Here is a 14,165-nt window from a genome sequence, read left to right as displayed (position 1 = left end):
GCGAACACCCGTGTCCCATCATGACTGTGATGTCGCGGTAATCGGAGCCGGCACGGCCGGACTTGCCGCAGAGCGAAGCGCGCGCCGGGCCGGCGCGCGCACCCTTCTCATCGACGACGCGTTCGCCGGCACCCTGTGCGCGAGCCGGGGCTGCATGCCGTCGAAACTCCTGATCGCAGCGGCCCACGCGGCTCACGCGGTCAGAACGGCACATGAGTTCGGGATTGCACCAGGCGGAATCGCGATCGATGGCAAGGCCGTCATGGCGCGGGTCCAGGCCGAACGTGACAAATTCGTCGAAGCGACACGAGAGTCGATCTCCCAGATCCCGGACGGGATTTGCATCAAGGCACGGGCACGCTTCACCGGTCCGACCGTGCTTGCCCTCGACAACGGAGACACGGTTTCGGCCAAGGCCATCGTGATCGCCACCGGCTCCTTCCCGATGGTGCCCGGCCCCTTCCGGGACCTCGGCGATCTCCTCCTGACCAACCAGACCGTCTTCGAACAGGACGGCCTGCCCGACTCCCTTGCCGTGGTTGGAGCCGGCCCGCTCGGCGTCGAGCTTGCCCAGGCGATGGCGCGGTTAGGCGTCCGGACGGCACTGTTCGACCAGAAAGAGACCGCGGGCGGCGCGACCCATCCCGATGTTCAGAAGGCAGTCCACCAGCGGTTGGACGAGGATCTGTCGCTTCACCTGGGTGTGGACCTGTCGGCCGAACGCTCCGGAGACCGCGCGCGACTGACCTGGACCGGGCCGGAAACCGGTTCCGACGAATTCGATCGGGTCCTCGTCGCAACGGGCAGGCCACCTGCCCTCGGCGGCCTGAATTTGGAGGCGACCGGCCTTCAGCTCGACGATCACGGCGTGCCCGAATTCGATCGGGCCACACTCCAATGCGGCGACAGCCCCATCTTTCTGGCAGGTGATTGCGACGCCGACGCCCCGGTGCTGCACGAGGCTGCGAACGAAGGCCGCATCGCCGGGAGCAACGCGGCCGCGCATCCCGACGTCAAAAGTTCAGAGCGGACGCCCTGCTTCACGATCACCTTCGTGGACCCTCCGCTTGCGACCATTGGCGCCCCGCCCGGCGACGACAGCCTCGTCGGCGCCGCCTCCTACACGGACCAGGGGCGCGCCAAGGTCGAGAACCGCGCCGTCGGGCTCGTCCGGATTTACGCCGATCCTCAGGACGGCCGCCTCACCGGCGCGGAACTCTTTGCACCCGGCGCCGACCATATGGCGCATCTTCTGGCCCAAGCCGTCATGCATGGCGAAACGGCTTCGGGCCTTCTGGAGCTTCCGTTCTACCACCCGACGCTGGAAGAAGGCCTGAAACCGGCGCTGCGCGAGATCTGCCGCAACACGCCGAGCGGTGCGCCGCCGGGCGGCGACGACGACGATCCGCCGGGCGCCTGACCGCCTTTTCGCACTGATCGAAGGATTTTGCGACGATGATGAAATTGCATTGTCTTGCCTATTCGCGCGCGATCCGCGTTGCCTGGCTGCTGGAAGACCTGGGCCAAGACTACGAGCTGATCTTCTATGACCGCACCCCTCAATTCCTTGCGCCCGAGGCTCTCAAGAAGGTGCATCCGCTCGGCAAGTCGCCGACGCTCGAAGACGGAACCCTGATGCTGACGGAATCGGCGACGATCCTGCGCTACGTCCACGAGACTCACGGAGACGGGAGGTTCACGCCGAAGCCGGGCACGGACGACTACTGGGACCACGAGAGCTGGCTCGACTATCCGGAAAGCTCGGCGGCGCCGTCCATCCTCGCCGCCGTTCTCGCGAAGGTCGCCGGCAAGGATCGTCCCGACGACCCGCGGATGCAGCGCGAGTTGGAAACGCACCTGTCCTATATCGAAAAGCGCCTGAGCGGCCGGCAGTTCCTGATGGGCGACACGCTTACGCTCGCCGATATCCAGATGTCCTACATGATCGCGCTGTGCGACCTGGCCGGCCTGCTCCGGGACCGGCCGGCAATTGCCGCCTATTGGCAACGGCTTCAGGACCAGCCGGGCTTCAAGGCTGCCACTGACAAAGCGGGCCCGATGACGCCTCCATTCGGCTGATCGGCGGAGCGACCGCGCCCCAACCCGGCAATCTCCTCGGCCCTGTTCCCGGACCGCGCCTTTGGGCGGGAACTGACATTGACCGCATCGCCCCTCGTTGGCAAAATAGAACACATAGTTCAATAATGAACCAACCGGGGGTTCCATGGGAAAGAACGGGACGGGATTGCGGGTCGGCATCTGCGGCGCCGGCGTCGGTGGGCTGTGCGCGGCAACGGCACTGGTCCAGGCTGGTCACGTGGTCGAGGTGTTCGAGCAGGCCTCCCGGTTCGGCCGGGTGGGAGCGGACGTCAATCTCACGCCGAACGCCGTTCACGCCTTGAAGGGTCTCGGTCTCTGGGACGCCATGAAGGCGACCGGCGCGTTTCCGACCCACCGGATCAGCCGTGTCGGTGAGACCGGAGAGGAGACCTCGCGGCTTCCCCTCTCCTCCGCCGCAGAGGAACGCTACGGCGCGCCCCAGCTCACGCTCCACCGGGCCGACTTCCTGGCGATGCTCACCGACGCTCTGGGCGACGGCCACGTGCATTTCGGCGCGAAGGTGACCGGCGTCGACCAGACCCCCGAGCAGGCGACCATCCTGTTCGCCGACGGATCCCGCCGGGACTTCGATGTGGTCGTGGGGGCGGACGGTATCCACTCGCCGGTTCGCCATGCCCTGTTCGGTCCCGACGATCCCAAGTTCACCGGCCTGGTCTCCCACCGCGGCGTTTTCCCGCGCGAGAAGGCGGGAGACCTGCCGGACCTCGACGCCTTCACCAAGTGGTGGGGCGCGACACCCGACTACCAGATCGTCACCTTCCCCCTGACCCGGGGTGAGGAGATCTTCGTGTTCTCCACGACGCCGCGCACCGACTGGACCGAGGAGGGCTGGACCATCCCCGGCGATCTGGCGGCGCTCCGCCATGCCTATGCGGATTTCCACCCCAACGCGCAGGCACTCTTGAAGGCGCTGCCTTCGGTGACCTCTTCCGCGCTCCACGTGCGCGCTCCGCTGGCGCGCTGGTCCGTGGGCCGCGTCATTGTCATGGGGGATGCCGCCCATCCGATGGTGCCGTTCATGGCCCAGGGTGCCTGCATGGCGATCGAGGACGCCGTTGTGCTGACCCGGTGCCTCGATGCAGCCGGTCCGGACGGGATCGAAGCCGCCCTGAGGGACTTCGAGGCGGTGCGCAAGCCGCGGACCACCCAGATCCAGGAGAGCTCGCTCGCCAACGAGTGGCTGAAGAACCAGACCAACGCAGACTGGGTCTACGCCTACCACGCCTGGGAGACGGACCTCAGGCCGGCAGCCTGATCGCGCGATCTGTTCGGGAAACGGCGCGGACGGAAGCCCCGCGCCGCTCCTGTATCGGCTGTCGTTTCGTGCCGGCTAGTTGGTCGTGCCGCCCTGCTGCTGCCGCTGGGCATCCGCCCGCTTGAGAATGTCGTTCTGCGCCATGACCAGCGCTTCGATGCAGGCACGCTCCTCGCCGGAGCTCCTGGCTTCGCGCGCGCTGTCGACATGGGTTTCGGCGGTCGCGGTGTTGAGGCCGGCCTGATCCGCCTGGTCGACCAGGTTCTCGATCTGCGGAAGCGCCTGCTGGCAGGTCGGCGTCGTACGCTGCTGGGTCTGCTGTGCGCCGGACTGAGCCAGCGCAGCCGAAGCCGTGAACGCGACGACGGCGACCGAAGTGAGAAGCGCCTTCATAGAATAACTCCCGATCTGTGTGGGACGCAGCAAAGAAAGACCCTTTGCGCGAGAGCCATCTGTCGTTCGGCCGCGCAGTACCGACCAAATCCAAACGGCTCGGGATGGAAATCCCTCAACACTTCCCCATCAAACAGTCTGGTAGCCAAAGGAAACGGTGAGGGCCGAGGCGCTCCCGGTAGAGAGCAAATCTGCTCCAAATTTGATTTCTTTTTGGAGTTTTATCGCTGATGCGCCGCATTTCAGACAAATGCGGCGCACGAAGCCCGCGGACCCTCGATCGCAAAACCGCGTCGGAAGCGCACCCTTCCTGCTTTGACCCGACGCAATGTGCGCTGCACCCGCCCGTGATACCGATGCCTGCAAAGGCGCGCGACGGGAAACCGCGCCGTCCAACCAGGAGACAGGGATTTTCATGCAGCACGCCACCCGAAACTGGTTGCTCCGAGCGGTGGTCGTCGCAGCTGTTGTCGGAGCCGGCTACTATCTCTGGCAGACGCTGGAGGGCGACGAGCTTCCGCCGGGGTTTGCCTCCAGCAATGGCCGGATCGAGGCCGTCTCCATCGACATCGCCTCCAAGATCGCTGGCCGGATCGAGACGATCTCGGTCGACGAGGGCGACACCGTCGAGAAGGACGAGATCCTCGCGAAGATGGATACGTCCACCCTGGAAGCCCAGCGGCGCGAGGCCGCCGCAGAACTCAAACGGGCGGAGATCGCGATCGAGACCGCCAACCAGCTTGTCACCCAGCGACGGTCGGAGAAGACGGCGGCCGAAGCCCTCGTCGCCCAGCGTCAGTCGGAACAGAACGCCGCGCAGAAGCGGCTGTCGCGCACGAGCCGGCTGACCGAGCGCGGCACGACCTCCCAGCAGGCCCTGGACGACGACCAGGCCACTTTCGACGGAGCGCGGGCGGCGTTGAGCGCGGCCCAGGCGCAGGTAGCCGCCGCGGACGCGGCCATTTCCCAAGCCCGCTCCCAGGTTGTTTCGGCCCAAGCTGCTGTGGAAGCGACCAAGGCCCGGATCGAGAGGATCGAGGCGGACATTTCCGACTCCACGCTGCGCGCACCTCGGGCAGGTCGCGTTCAATACCGCGTGGCGCAGCCGGGCGAGGTGATCGCCGCTGGCGCGCCGGTCCTCAACATGGTCGACCTTACCGACGTCTACATGAACTTCTTCCTGCCGACCTCGGCTGCAAGCGTGCTGCCCCTGGGCTCCGAAGCCCACCTGATCTTCGATGCCGCGCCCGAGTACGTCGTTCCGGCCACAATCTCCTATGTCGCCGATGTCGCGCAGTTCACGCCGCGTACCGTGGAGACGGACGAGGAGCGCCTTAAGCTGGTCTTCCGCGTCAAGGCCCAGATCGCCCCGGAGCTTCTGGAGAAATACGTCTCGCTGGTGAAGACGGGGGTGCCCGGCGTCGCCTACGTTCGGACCGACCCCGGACAGCCGTGGCCGGAAGCGCTTCAGGTGAAGCTGCCGGAATGAGCGCGGACGCCACCCTGGCTGGACCCGCGAGCGGAGAGATCGTCGCCTCCCTGAAAGGCGTGACGCTTCGCTACGGCAAGACGACGGCCGTCGACGGTGTCACGCTGGACGTTCCTGCCGGCTGCATCGTCGGGTTCATCGGTCCGGACGGTGTCGGGAAGTCCAGCCTCCTGTCCCTGGTGGCAGGCGCGCGCGCAATCCAGCAGGGCAGCGTCCATGCACTCGGCGCCGACATGGGGCGCGTGTCCCAGCATGCCGCGGTGATCTCCCGGATCGCCTACATGCCGCAGGGGCTCGGCAAGAACCTCTACCCAACGCTTTCGGTCAAGGAGAACCTCGAGTTCTTCGGGCGATTGTTCGGGCACGGACGCGAAGAACGGGAACGCCGCATCCACTCCCTGACCCGCGCGACCGACCTGCTCCCGTTCCTGGACCGGCCGGCCGGCAAGCTCTCCGGGGGCATGAAGCAGAAGCTGGGATTGTGCTGCGCGCTGATCCACGACCCGGATCTCCTGATCCTCGACGAGCCCACGACCGGCGTCGATCCGCTGTCGCGGCGGCAGTTCTGGCACCTGATCGGCCGGATCCGGGCCGAGCGGCCGACCATGAGCGTCATGGTAGCGACCGCGTACATGGAAGAGGCAGCCTCGTTCGACTGGCTCATCGCGATGAACGCCGGCCGGGTCCTGGCTAGCGGAACCGCCGAGACCCTGCTGTCGCGGACCGGCGCGCCGACCCTGGAAGAGGCGTTCATCGCCTTGTTGCCGGACGAAGTCCAGGCGCACCACCGCAAGGTGACGATCCCCCCGCGCACCGAAAGCAACGACGTGGCGATCGAGGCCGAAGGCCTGACCAAGCGCTTCGGCGGTTTCACCGCGGTCGACGACGTCGAGCTTTCGATCGAGCGCGGAGAGATCTTCGGCTTCCTGGGTTCCAACGGGTGCGGCAAGACCACCACCATGAAGATGCTGACCGGCCTGCTGCCGCCAAGCGCCGGGCGCGCGCGGCTGTTCGGCCACGAGGTCGATCCGAAGGACATCGCGACCCGTCGCCGCGTCGGTTACATGTCCCAATCCTTCTCGCTCTACAGCGAGCTCACGGTGCGCCAGAACCTGGATCTGCACGCGCGCCTGTTCAGTGTTCCAGCAGACGAAATCCCCGCCCGGATCGAAGAGATGAGCCAGCGCTTCGGCCTGGCGGACGTCGCCGACACGCTGCCCGACCAGCTTCCACTGGGTCACCGCCAACGGCTGTCACTCGCGGTCGCGATGATCCACAAGCCGGAGATGCTCATCCTCGACGAGCCGACCTCCGGCGTCGATCCGGTCGCGCGGGACGCCTTCTGGCAGCACCTGGTCGACCTGTCCCGGACGGACCGGGTGACGATTTTCATCTCCACCCATTTCATGAACGAGGCGGAGCGCTGCGACCGGATTTCCCTGATGCACGCGGGCCGCGTGCTCGTCAGCGGCGCACCGGACGCAATCGTCCGCGACAGCGACGCAGACAGTCTGGAACAGGCGTTCATCGCCCATCTCGAAGCCGCCATAGGAAGCGGATCGGCCGCGGAGGACGACGCGGCCACCGAGCTGCCGCTCGAGCCGAACGACCGCACTGGGATCGCCCCTGCTGAGGGCTGGCGGCGCGTCTTCGATCCGAGACGGATGCTGAGCTACGCGCGCCGGGAGGGGCTGGAACTCCGCCGTGATCCCATCCGCCTGACCCTGGCGCTTGTCGGCAGCCTCATCCTGATGCTGGTGATGGGCTACGGCATCAATCTCGACGTCGAGGACCTGACGTTCGCCGTCCTGGACAGGGACGACACGACGGTCAGCCGCGATTATGCGGAGAACATGGCCGGCTCGCGCTATTTCGTCAGAAAGCCACCCATCACGAGTTATGCCGACCTCGACCGGCGCATGCGCGACGGCGAACTGACCGTCGCGATCGAGATCCCGCCGCGTTTCGCCGCCGACCTCGCCCGCGGGCGGGACGTCGCCGTCGGAGCATGGATCGATGGCGCCATGCCGACCCGGGCTGAGACGGCGCAGGGCTATGTCCGCGGCATGCACGCCGACTGGCTGCAACAGCGGGCCAGGGAGATGGGCCGGGGGGATCTTCTGCAGGCACCGGCCGCGATCGAGCTCCGGTACCGCTACAATCCGGACGTTAAGAGCCTCGTCGCCATGGTTCCCGCGGTCATACCGATCCTGCTGATGATGATCCCGGCGATGCTCGCCGCGCTCAGCGTGGTCCGCGAGAAGGAGCTCGGCTCGATCATCAACTTCTACGTCACCCCGACGACCCGGCTGGAATTCCTGCTCGGTAAGCAGCTGCCGTATGTCGCGGTCTCCATGCTGAGCTTTGCGATCATGTTCCTCGCCGCGATCGTAATCTTTCAGATCCCGTTCAAAGGGAGCCTGCTTGCGATCGGAACAGGCGCTCTGATCTATGTGTTCGCCGCCACGGCGTTCGGACTGCTGATCTCCAGCTTCATGAAGAGCCAGATCGCCGCCATCTTCGGCACGACCATCCTCTCCATGTTGCCGGCGGTCAGCTTCTCCGGCCTGATGGACCCGGTCTCCAGTCTCGAAGGTCTGGGACGGGCCATCGGCGAAATCTATCCGACAACCCATTTTTTGACGATCTCGCGGGGCACGTTCTCCAAGGCACTGGGCTTCACGGACCTGCCGGAAGCCTTCCTGCCCCTCATCCTGGCAGGACCGGTTCTGATTGTCCTCACGGCCTGTCTCCTGAAAAAGCAGGAGTCCTGACCGGTGCGGCTCGCCAACATCTTCCAGCTGGGAATCAAGGAACTCCGCTCGCTGTCGCGCGACCGCACGATGATGATCCTGATGTTCTACGTGTTCACGCTGGCGATCTATGCGGAGGCGAGCGCGATCCCCGACACGCTCAACCGCGCCCCGATCGCCATCGTCGACGAAGACCGGTCGCCGCTTTCCACCCGCATCGTGGACGCGCTCTATCCGCCCTACTTTCTGCCGCCGAAACTGATCACCCATGACGAGATGGACGCACGCATGGACGAAGGTCTGGATACCTTCGCCCTCAACATCCCGCCTGATTTCCAGCGCGACGTGCTGGCCGGGCGCCAGCCGGCCATTCAGCTCAACGTCGACGCCACCCGCATGACCCAGGCCTTCACCGGAAGCGCCTACGTCACCGAAATCGTCAGCGACGAGATCCGCACCTTCACCCAGCGCTATCGCGCCGAGGCCGAATTGCCGGTGGACCTCGTGCTCAGGTCACGGTTCAATCCCGAGCTGGCGAAGGAATGGTTCGGCTCGGTCACCGAGCTGATCAACAACGTCACGCTGCTGGCCATCATCCTGACCGGTGCGGCACTTATCCGCGAGCGGGAGCACGGCACGATCGAGCATCTTCTGGTGATGCCGGTGACACCGCTGGAAATCATGGCCGCGAAGGTCTGGGCGATGAGCCTCATCGTCTTCCTGGCAACGACGGGCTCACTGCTTTTCGTGGTTCAGGGGCTGCTGAACGTCCAGATCCAGGGCTCGATCCCGCTGTTCCTTGCCGGCGCAGCGCTGGAGATCTTCGCTGCCACGTCGCTCGGCATCCTGATCGGCACCATCGCCCGCTCCATGCCCCAGTTCGGCATGCTCGTGATCCTGGTCCTGCTGCCCATGCAGATGCTGTCGGGCGGCATGACCCCGCGCGAAAGCATGCCGGAGGTGGTCCAGACGATCATGCTCGCCGCACCGAACACCCATTTCGTGGTGCTGGCTCAGGCCGTCCTCTTCCGCGGCGCCGGGATCGACGTCGTCTGGCCGCAGTTCGCCGCGCTGATCGCAATCGGCGCGATCCTGTTCATGATTTCGCTGTCTCAGTTCCGGCGCAGCATGAGCACCATGAGCTGAGCCGCTGACGGCTTCGGAGACTGGCTGACTGGATCGGGATCAGTGGCCGTGCCGATCCGGCTCGGTCGGACAGGGTTCCACTTCGGCCACCGTTTCCCGACCCGGCGTCTCCAGTTCAACCGTTGCGTGGCCAACCCCGAACCGGTCGGCAAGTCGCGCCCGGATGCCCGCCGTGGCCATCGCTATATCCGTCTCCTGATCCACCACGGCATGCAGCGTCACCAGAGAACGCTCCTCTGACAGCGACCAGATGTGGACGTGGTGGACCTTCTCGACGCCCGGCACCATGGCGGTCAGATCCTCCGCGATGGCTTCCGGCTCGATACCGCTCGGCGCTCCTTCAAGCAGGATATGGCTGGATTCCCGCAACAGCCGGATCGTTGTGCGCAGAATGAGCGCACTGACCACCATCGACAGGATCGGGTCGATCGCCATGAATCCGGTGAACAGGATCACCCCGCCCGCGATGATCGCGGCGACCGAGCCCAGAAGGTCCGAGATCACGTGCAGGACGGCTGCGCGAATGTTCAGGCTGCCCTTGTTTCCGCCCGACAGAACCAGGAAGGCGGCGATGTTCACGAGAAGACCGAGCCAGGCGACCACGAGCAGGGGGATCGAGCTCACCGGCTGAGGATCGAACAGCCGGTCGATCGCCTCCACGACGATCCAGGCGGTCAGGAGCAGGAGCACGATCCCGTTCGCAAACGCGATCAGGACCGGCATCCGATGGCGTCCGAAGGTCAGCTCCGGCGTCGCGGGCTTGCGGGACTGCCGGAATGCCCACCAGGCCAGTCCGAGCGCCACGCAGTCGGTCAGCATGTGCGCGGCGTCGGCCAAAAGCGTCAGCGAGTTGGCAATGATGCCGCCCGCCGCTTCCGCGATCATGAAGCCGCCCGTCAGAAAGGCGGCGATGGCGGTGGCCCGCTCGTTGTCGGAGGCATGGCCGTGGGAATGGCCGTGCTCGTGTCCGCCCCCGTGACTGTGTGCCATGTGTAATTCCGCTTCCTCTTGTCGATGCCGGCTTCCAGGGCCTTTCCCGGCCGAACGGAAACGTCCGCGCGACACCAAATGGCTCCAGAGTCAAAACCTTGAGCATGCTCTATCGAACCCGGGGAATGCGCTCAAGTTCTCACGGAAATTTATTTCGTTCGATCAAATCGAAATCGGCGCGAAATCTGACACGCAAAAATAGAAGCGAGACAAACTACAAGCCGTAACTATATAACATCATCTTCTCGCAAAGCTGCCGTCAGCAGATTGCGATCATGCCTGCTCCCGTCCGGGTCGTTCGGCAGACAGCGCCGGCACGACGTCGGAGCCAGATACACGACGCCCCCTCGACCGAGCGCAGGAGAGTCGGTCATAGTCGGCGAAACCGATGCTGATCAGGAGGCCCGCGTTCATGCGCCGGTTTGCCGCCGCCCGCCTTTCGCACCTGTTTCGAGGCGCCGTTTCGCTCGTCTTGCTGAGCCTGATAGCCGTCACTCCGTCCGCGGCTCAGGATCTCCTGACGATGCCGCATCCAGAAGCGAAGCCGGATCCGGCGGCACCGCCGACGGGCGACATCGTGGAACTGGCCGCGCTGGTTGTCCCGCTGCCCGCTCCGCGCCCGTCGGTCCCGGAAGGCTATTCGCCCCCCGCGCCCGACCTCGCCAAACCCGCCCGCTTCCTGTTCGGCGGCCGCATGGAGCCGGCGCCGCTCGAAGCGCGCTCGATTGGCTCCTATGCGCGCGGCTGCCTGGCGGGCGCTGCGGCCCTGCCGATCGACGGTGAGACCTGGCAGGTCATGCGACTGTCGCGCAACCGCAACTGGGGTCATCCGGACCTGATCACCTTTCTGGAGGATCTGGCGGCCTCGGCCCCGGACCTCGGCTGGAACGGGCTCCTGGTCGGCGACCTCGCCCAGCCCCGCGGCGGCCCGATGCTGACGGGACACGCCAGCCATCAGATCGGGCTCGACGCCGATATCTGGCTCACTCCGATGCCGGATCGCCGCCTGAGCCGGGAGGAACGCGAGCAGATGAGCGCCATCTCGATGCTCAAGGACGCTGGCATGACGGTCGATCCCGCGATCTGGACCGACGCCCACGCGCGCCTGATCCGGCAAGCCGCATCGGATCCCCGGGTGGAGCGGATCTTCGTGCATCCGGCCATCAAGAAGGCGCTGTGCGAGTTCTCAGGCGATCCCGACGCAAACGCCGACTGGCTCCGGCATGTGCGCCCCTGGTACGGACACCACTATCACTTCCATGTCCGCATGAAGTGCCCGGAGGGTCAGACGGCGTGCCGGAACCAGGACCCGCCGCCCGCCGGTGCCGGCTGTGGCCAGGCACTTTCCTGGTGGCTCTCCGACGAGCCCTACAAGCCGAAGCCGGGCCAGCCGGCCAAGCGGCGCGAGACCATGCTGGGCGACCTGCCGAGCGCCTGCCGGAGCGTGCTTTTGGCTGATTGACGCCCGCAGGTCGTCTCTCCTGCGGAGCTGCCACCTAATCCGGATCGATCCTTGCCCGGACGATCCGGACCGGCTCGCCGTAAAGCTTCTCGCCGCGCTTCAGCGCCTTCCTCTGCAGAGCACTGCGACGTGCGTCGATCACATCATGGACCCGGTCGGCTGACGGTCCATCGCCGGCGAGGAGCGGGTCGTCGAGAAGAGTTGCCGAAAGCACCGCGTGATCGTTTTCCAGTCCCAGGATCTCGCCCAGCTCGTCCAGTTGCCGGACCGTTTTCTTTGACGCGGTCGCACATGCGCCCTTGATCAGCCGGGCCAGATGCCAGTGGTGCTTCACGCGCTTGCGCCATTCGTGAAACGGATGCTCGCCCGCCCCGAGCCGGGCCCTGTCCATTGCCTTGCGGGATGACCTGTAGGCGCGGAAGAATTCCTCTTCGAACAAGCGCCCGGAGTCCGCTGGCGTCTCAATGGCGCGGGCATCGGCTTCCGCGAGCGCAAGACGGCGGGCGACCTCGGCGATCGGCGTATCGAGGGTGTGCGCCCGTTCGGCTTTCCGAGCAAGCCGCGCCGACAGTTCGTCGAGCGCGGCGTGAACCTTCTCCGGCGCGTGGGTTTTAAGGTGTGCCGCCAATCCGGCGATCACGTCCAGGTCTCGGGTCCCGGACAGATCCGAAGCCGCGTTCCGCAACGCGTCCCGATGCCGCTCATAGTCCGCCGCAAACAGACCCGGCCTCAGGATGCGCAGCATCGATCGGGCACGTTTCAGGCGCCGTCGGGCGGCGTGAACGCGCTCCTCCCGGGAGAGATCGTCGTCCTCAACGGCCGCCCTGGCCTTGGAAATCTGCGTGACGAGGTGCGCTTTCGCATCCGGCGCACTTCGTGGTCTGGCTGTCTTCTTCGACAACGGTCGGACTCCGTCTCCGGTCGGGTCCCGGACCGGAGCACGCGGATCAGGACGGCGACGCGGCAACCCCGGTGCCGATCGGGCAGCTCACGCCGGTGCCGCCGAGACCGCAATAGCCATGCGGGACCTTGTGGAGATATTGCTGATGATAGTCCTCGGCGAAGTAAAAAGGCATCTCAGCGTTAATCTCTGTGGTGATCCGACCGAGCCCGCGCGCGGCAAGCGCCTCCTGATAGGCTTCACGCGACGCGTCTGCAGCCGCGTGCTGCGCTTCGGTGGTGGTGAAGATGGCCGAACGGTACTGGGTGCCGACGTCGTTGCCCTGGCGCATGCCCTGGGTCGGATCGTGGCCTTCCCAGAACACCTTCAGAAGCGTCTCGAACGACACCACGGCCGGATCGTAGATCACCAGCACGCCTTCGGTGTGACCGGTCATGCCGCCGCAGACCTCATTATAGGTCGGGTTCGGCGTCGGACCGCCGATATAGCCGACGGCGGTCACGACGACGCCCTCGGTCTGCCAGAACAGCCGCTCCGCCCCCCAGAAACAGCCCATGGCGAACACGACCCGTTCGGTGCCGTCGGGATAGGGGCCCTTCAGAGGCTGCCCGGAAACGGCGTGGGTCTCGGCGGTCGGGATCGCATTTTCGCGGCCGCTCAGCGCCTCTTCGGCGGTCGGCAGGCTCAGCTTTTTCGACAGCATCTTCAGAAGCGACATCGCAAACGCCTTTTCTCTTCCGGGGCTGTGACTGCCCGGCCCCGCACACCCAGTCCACTGTTGTTCCTGATTTAGGTGGGGCGCCAGATGAAACGTGCAACCACGAGGAACACGATCCCGAAGCCGCACAGAACAAGCCAGCCGGGCGCGATCAACAGCCCCTGGATATAGGGATCCCACAGCGTCGGGCTGATATAGCGCTGCACGACCGCCTGGGAGACGTTCAGACTGCCTGGATGCACCGCGTACCAGAGTTCGCCCAGGGACGCGGAATCGAGCCGGTCGATCCGGACGCTGTGGAAAACATCGTAGGCGGCCGCGGCGAGCCCGAGCAGGAAGAGCGCGACGCCCACCACCCGCAGCGGCAGGCTGAGGAGCCAACGAAGGGTACGCATGCAAACTCCGAAATCCGGGAACTGGCCTCGCGTTGTCGCCGATCGCCGTGCCGCCGTCCAGAGCCGCTGGTGTCGCCAGTGCCGGTTTCCGCCGGGGCTGTCCGCTTTCCGGCTTTCGCCAGAATTGCACGCGCGCGCCGTTTCCTCTTGAACCGGACAAGGGCTATCGGGTAGATGCTGCACTTCCCTTGCGGTCAGCTGCGGGACGGTGCCTCGGCCCCTTCCTGCTTCGTGATCGAACGTGAACGCTGGACCGCCGCTGGCGCTTCACCGATGCGGGCCTTGCAGACCCAGGCCCCGCCCCGTCCGTTCCCCTTTGGAACCGGATGCGGACGCCGCCATCGGCAGGGGAACAAGGATGGGTGGCCGAGTGGTCGAAGGCGCACGCCTGGAACGCGTGTAGGCGGGCAACCGTCTCGTGGGTTCGAATCCCACCCCATCCGCCATTCCCCTTGATTCTATTTAATTTTTTGGATTTCTTGCCCGTTGCCATAACCGAGAATCGCCAAGATTTTCAGCAGTTGCCGCGCTTTCGGGAGCTT

At 65.6% G+C, this 14,165-nt stretch carries 12 protein-coding genes and 1 tRNA gene; 8 read left to right on the top strand and 5 right to left on the bottom strand.

Features of this window, described 5'->3' with window-relative positions; translation table 11 throughout:
- Window positions 1-10 precede the first annotated feature (10 nt).
- From J2S73_RS04815 to J2S73_RS04805, 3 genes are all read left to right on the top strand, one after another.
- Entirely contained in the window at window positions 11-1,420 is a 1,410-nt protein-coding gene (locus J2S73_RS04815; RefSeq protein ID WP_306884296.1) for a dihydrolipoyl dehydrogenase, read from the top strand.
- Between the two features lie 35 nt (window positions 1,421-1,455).
- Entirely contained in the window at window positions 1,456-2,079 is a 624-nt protein-coding gene (locus tag J2S73_RS04810) for a glutathione S-transferase family protein (protein WP_306884295.1), read from the top strand.
- 145 nt (window positions 2,080-2,224) lie between these two features.
- Complete coding sequence (locus J2S73_RS04805) at window positions 2,225-3,376, top strand: FAD-dependent monooxygenase (RefSeq protein ID WP_306884292.1); 1,152 nt, start codon at window positions 2,225-2,227, stop codon at window positions 3,374-3,376.
- Window positions 3,377-3,451: 75 nt separating this feature from the next.
- Here J2S73_RS04805 and J2S73_RS04800 read toward each other — a convergent pair whose 3' ends face one another.
- Window positions 3,452-3,769 carry a hypothetical protein gene (locus J2S73_RS04800; protein WP_306884291.1) on the bottom strand — a complete coding sequence of 106 codons (318 nt, stop codon included), beginning with the start codon at window positions 3,767-3,769 and terminating at the stop codon, window positions 3,452-3,454.
- Window positions 3,770-4,184: 415 nt separating this feature from the next.
- Here J2S73_RS04800 and J2S73_RS04795 point away from each other — a divergent pair, with 415 nt between their 5' ends.
- From J2S73_RS04795 to J2S73_RS04785, 3 genes are read left to right on the top strand one after another with little or no spacing between them, the layout of a single operon-like run.
- Entirely contained in the window at window positions 4,185-5,258 is a 1,074-nt protein-coding gene (locus J2S73_RS04795; RefSeq protein ID WP_306884290.1) for an HlyD family secretion protein, read from the top strand.
- A complete protein-coding gene (rbbA, locus tag J2S73_RS04790) occupies window positions 5,255-8,032 on the top strand; it encodes a ribosome-associated ATPase/putative transporter RbbA (protein WP_306884289.1) in 2,778 nt (925 codons plus the stop codon). Before J2S73_RS04795 ends, rbbA begins: the two co-directional genes overlap by 4 nt.
- 3 nt (window positions 8,033-8,035) lie before the next feature.
- Window positions 8,036-9,157: an ABC transporter permease gene (locus tag J2S73_RS04785; protein ID WP_306884288.1), complete on the top strand. Its 1,122-nt coding sequence runs from the start codon at window positions 8,036-8,038 to the stop codon at window positions 9,155-9,157.
- A gap of 39 nt (window positions 9,158-9,196) precedes the next feature.
- Here J2S73_RS04785 and J2S73_RS04780 read toward each other — a convergent pair whose 3' ends face one another.
- On the bottom strand, window positions 9,197-10,147 hold the full coding sequence (locus J2S73_RS04780) for a cation diffusion facilitator family transporter (protein WP_306884286.1): 951 nt from the start codon (window positions 10,145-10,147) through the stop codon (window positions 9,197-9,199).
- A gap of 523 nt (window positions 10,148-10,670) precedes the next feature.
- On the opposite strand from J2S73_RS04780, the gene mepA reads away from it, so the two are divergent.
- Window positions 10,671-11,609 (top strand): penicillin-insensitive murein endopeptidase, encoded by a 939-nt coding sequence (gene mepA / locus J2S73_RS04775; protein WP_306884285.1) that lies wholly within the window; start codon window positions 10,671-10,673, stop codon window positions 11,607-11,609.
- Window positions 11,610-11,643: 34 nt separating this feature from the next.
- On the opposite strand, the gene J2S73_RS04770 is transcribed toward mepA, so the two are convergent.
- The 3 genes from J2S73_RS04770 to J2S73_RS04760 all read right to left on the bottom strand — a co-directional run bounded on the left by J2S73_RS04770 (window position 11,644) and on the right by J2S73_RS04760 (window position 13,623).
- Complete coding sequence (locus tag J2S73_RS04770) at window positions 11,644-12,510, bottom strand: CHAD domain-containing protein (RefSeq protein ID WP_306884284.1); 867 nt, start codon at window positions 12,508-12,510, stop codon at window positions 11,644-11,646.
- Between the two features lie 46 nt (window positions 12,511-12,556).
- Window positions 12,557-13,228 carry a peptide-methionine (S)-S-oxide reductase MsrA gene (gene msrA / locus J2S73_RS04765; protein ID WP_306884283.1) on the bottom strand — a complete coding sequence of 224 codons (672 nt, stop codon included), beginning with the start codon at window positions 13,226-13,228 and terminating at the stop codon, window positions 12,557-12,559.
- Window positions 13,229-13,299: 71 nt separating this feature from the next.
- Window positions 13,300-13,623, bottom strand: a complete 324-nt coding sequence (locus J2S73_RS04760) for a hypothetical protein (RefSeq protein WP_306884282.1) — start codon at window positions 13,621-13,623, stop codon at window positions 13,300-13,302.
- A 356-nt stretch (window positions 13,624-13,979) separates the two neighbouring features.
- Between J2S73_RS04760 and J2S73_RS04755 the strand changes: the two genes are divergently transcribed.
- Window positions 13,980-14,069: transfer RNA gene (locus J2S73_RS04755), tRNA-Ser, on the top strand.
- The last annotated feature ends 96 nt before the right edge of the window (window positions 14,070-14,165 follow it).

The organism is Amorphus orientalis, from assembly GCF_030814015.1.
Taxonomy (GTDB): domain Bacteria; phylum Pseudomonadota; class Alphaproteobacteria; order Rhizobiales; family Amorphaceae; genus Amorphus; species Amorphus orientalis.
This window is presented reverse-complemented; position numbering and strand designations above follow the sequence as displayed.

Bases quoted from the DNA above. Each gene is read 5' to 3' on its own strand.
- J2S73_RS04810 (WP_306884295.1), top strand. From the start codon at position 1,456: ATGATGAAATTGCATTGTCTTGCCTATTCGCGCGCGATCCGCGTTGCC.
- J2S73_RS04805 (WP_306884292.1), top strand. From the start codon at position 2,225: ATGGGAAAGAACGGGACGGGATTGCGGGTCGGCATCTGCGGCGCCGGC.
- J2S73_RS04800 (WP_306884291.1), bottom strand. From the start codon at position 3,769: ATGAAGGCGCTTCTCACTTCGGTCGCCGTCGTCGCGTTCACGGCTTCG.
- J2S73_RS04795 (WP_306884290.1), top strand. From the start codon at position 4,185: ATGCAGCACGCCACCCGAAACTGGTTGCTCCGAGCGGTGGTCGTCGCA.
- rbbA (WP_306884289.1), top strand. From the start codon at position 5,255: ATGAGCGCGGACGCCACCCTGGCTGGACCCGCGAGCGGAGAGATCGTC.
- J2S73_RS04780 (WP_306884286.1), bottom strand. From the start codon at position 10,147: ATGGCACACAGTCACGGGGGCGGACACGAGCACGGCCATTCCCACGGC.
- mepA (WP_306884285.1), top strand. From the start codon at position 10,671: ATGCCGCATCCAGAAGCGAAGCCGGATCCGGCGGCACCGCCGACGGGC.
- msrA (WP_306884283.1), bottom strand. From the start codon at position 13,228: ATGTCGCTTCTGAAGATGCTGTCGAAAAAGCTGAGCCTGCCGACCGCC.
- J2S73_RS04760 (WP_306884282.1), bottom strand. From the start codon at position 13,623: ATGCGTACCCTTCGTTGGCTCCTCAGCCTGCCGCTGCGGGTGGTGGGC.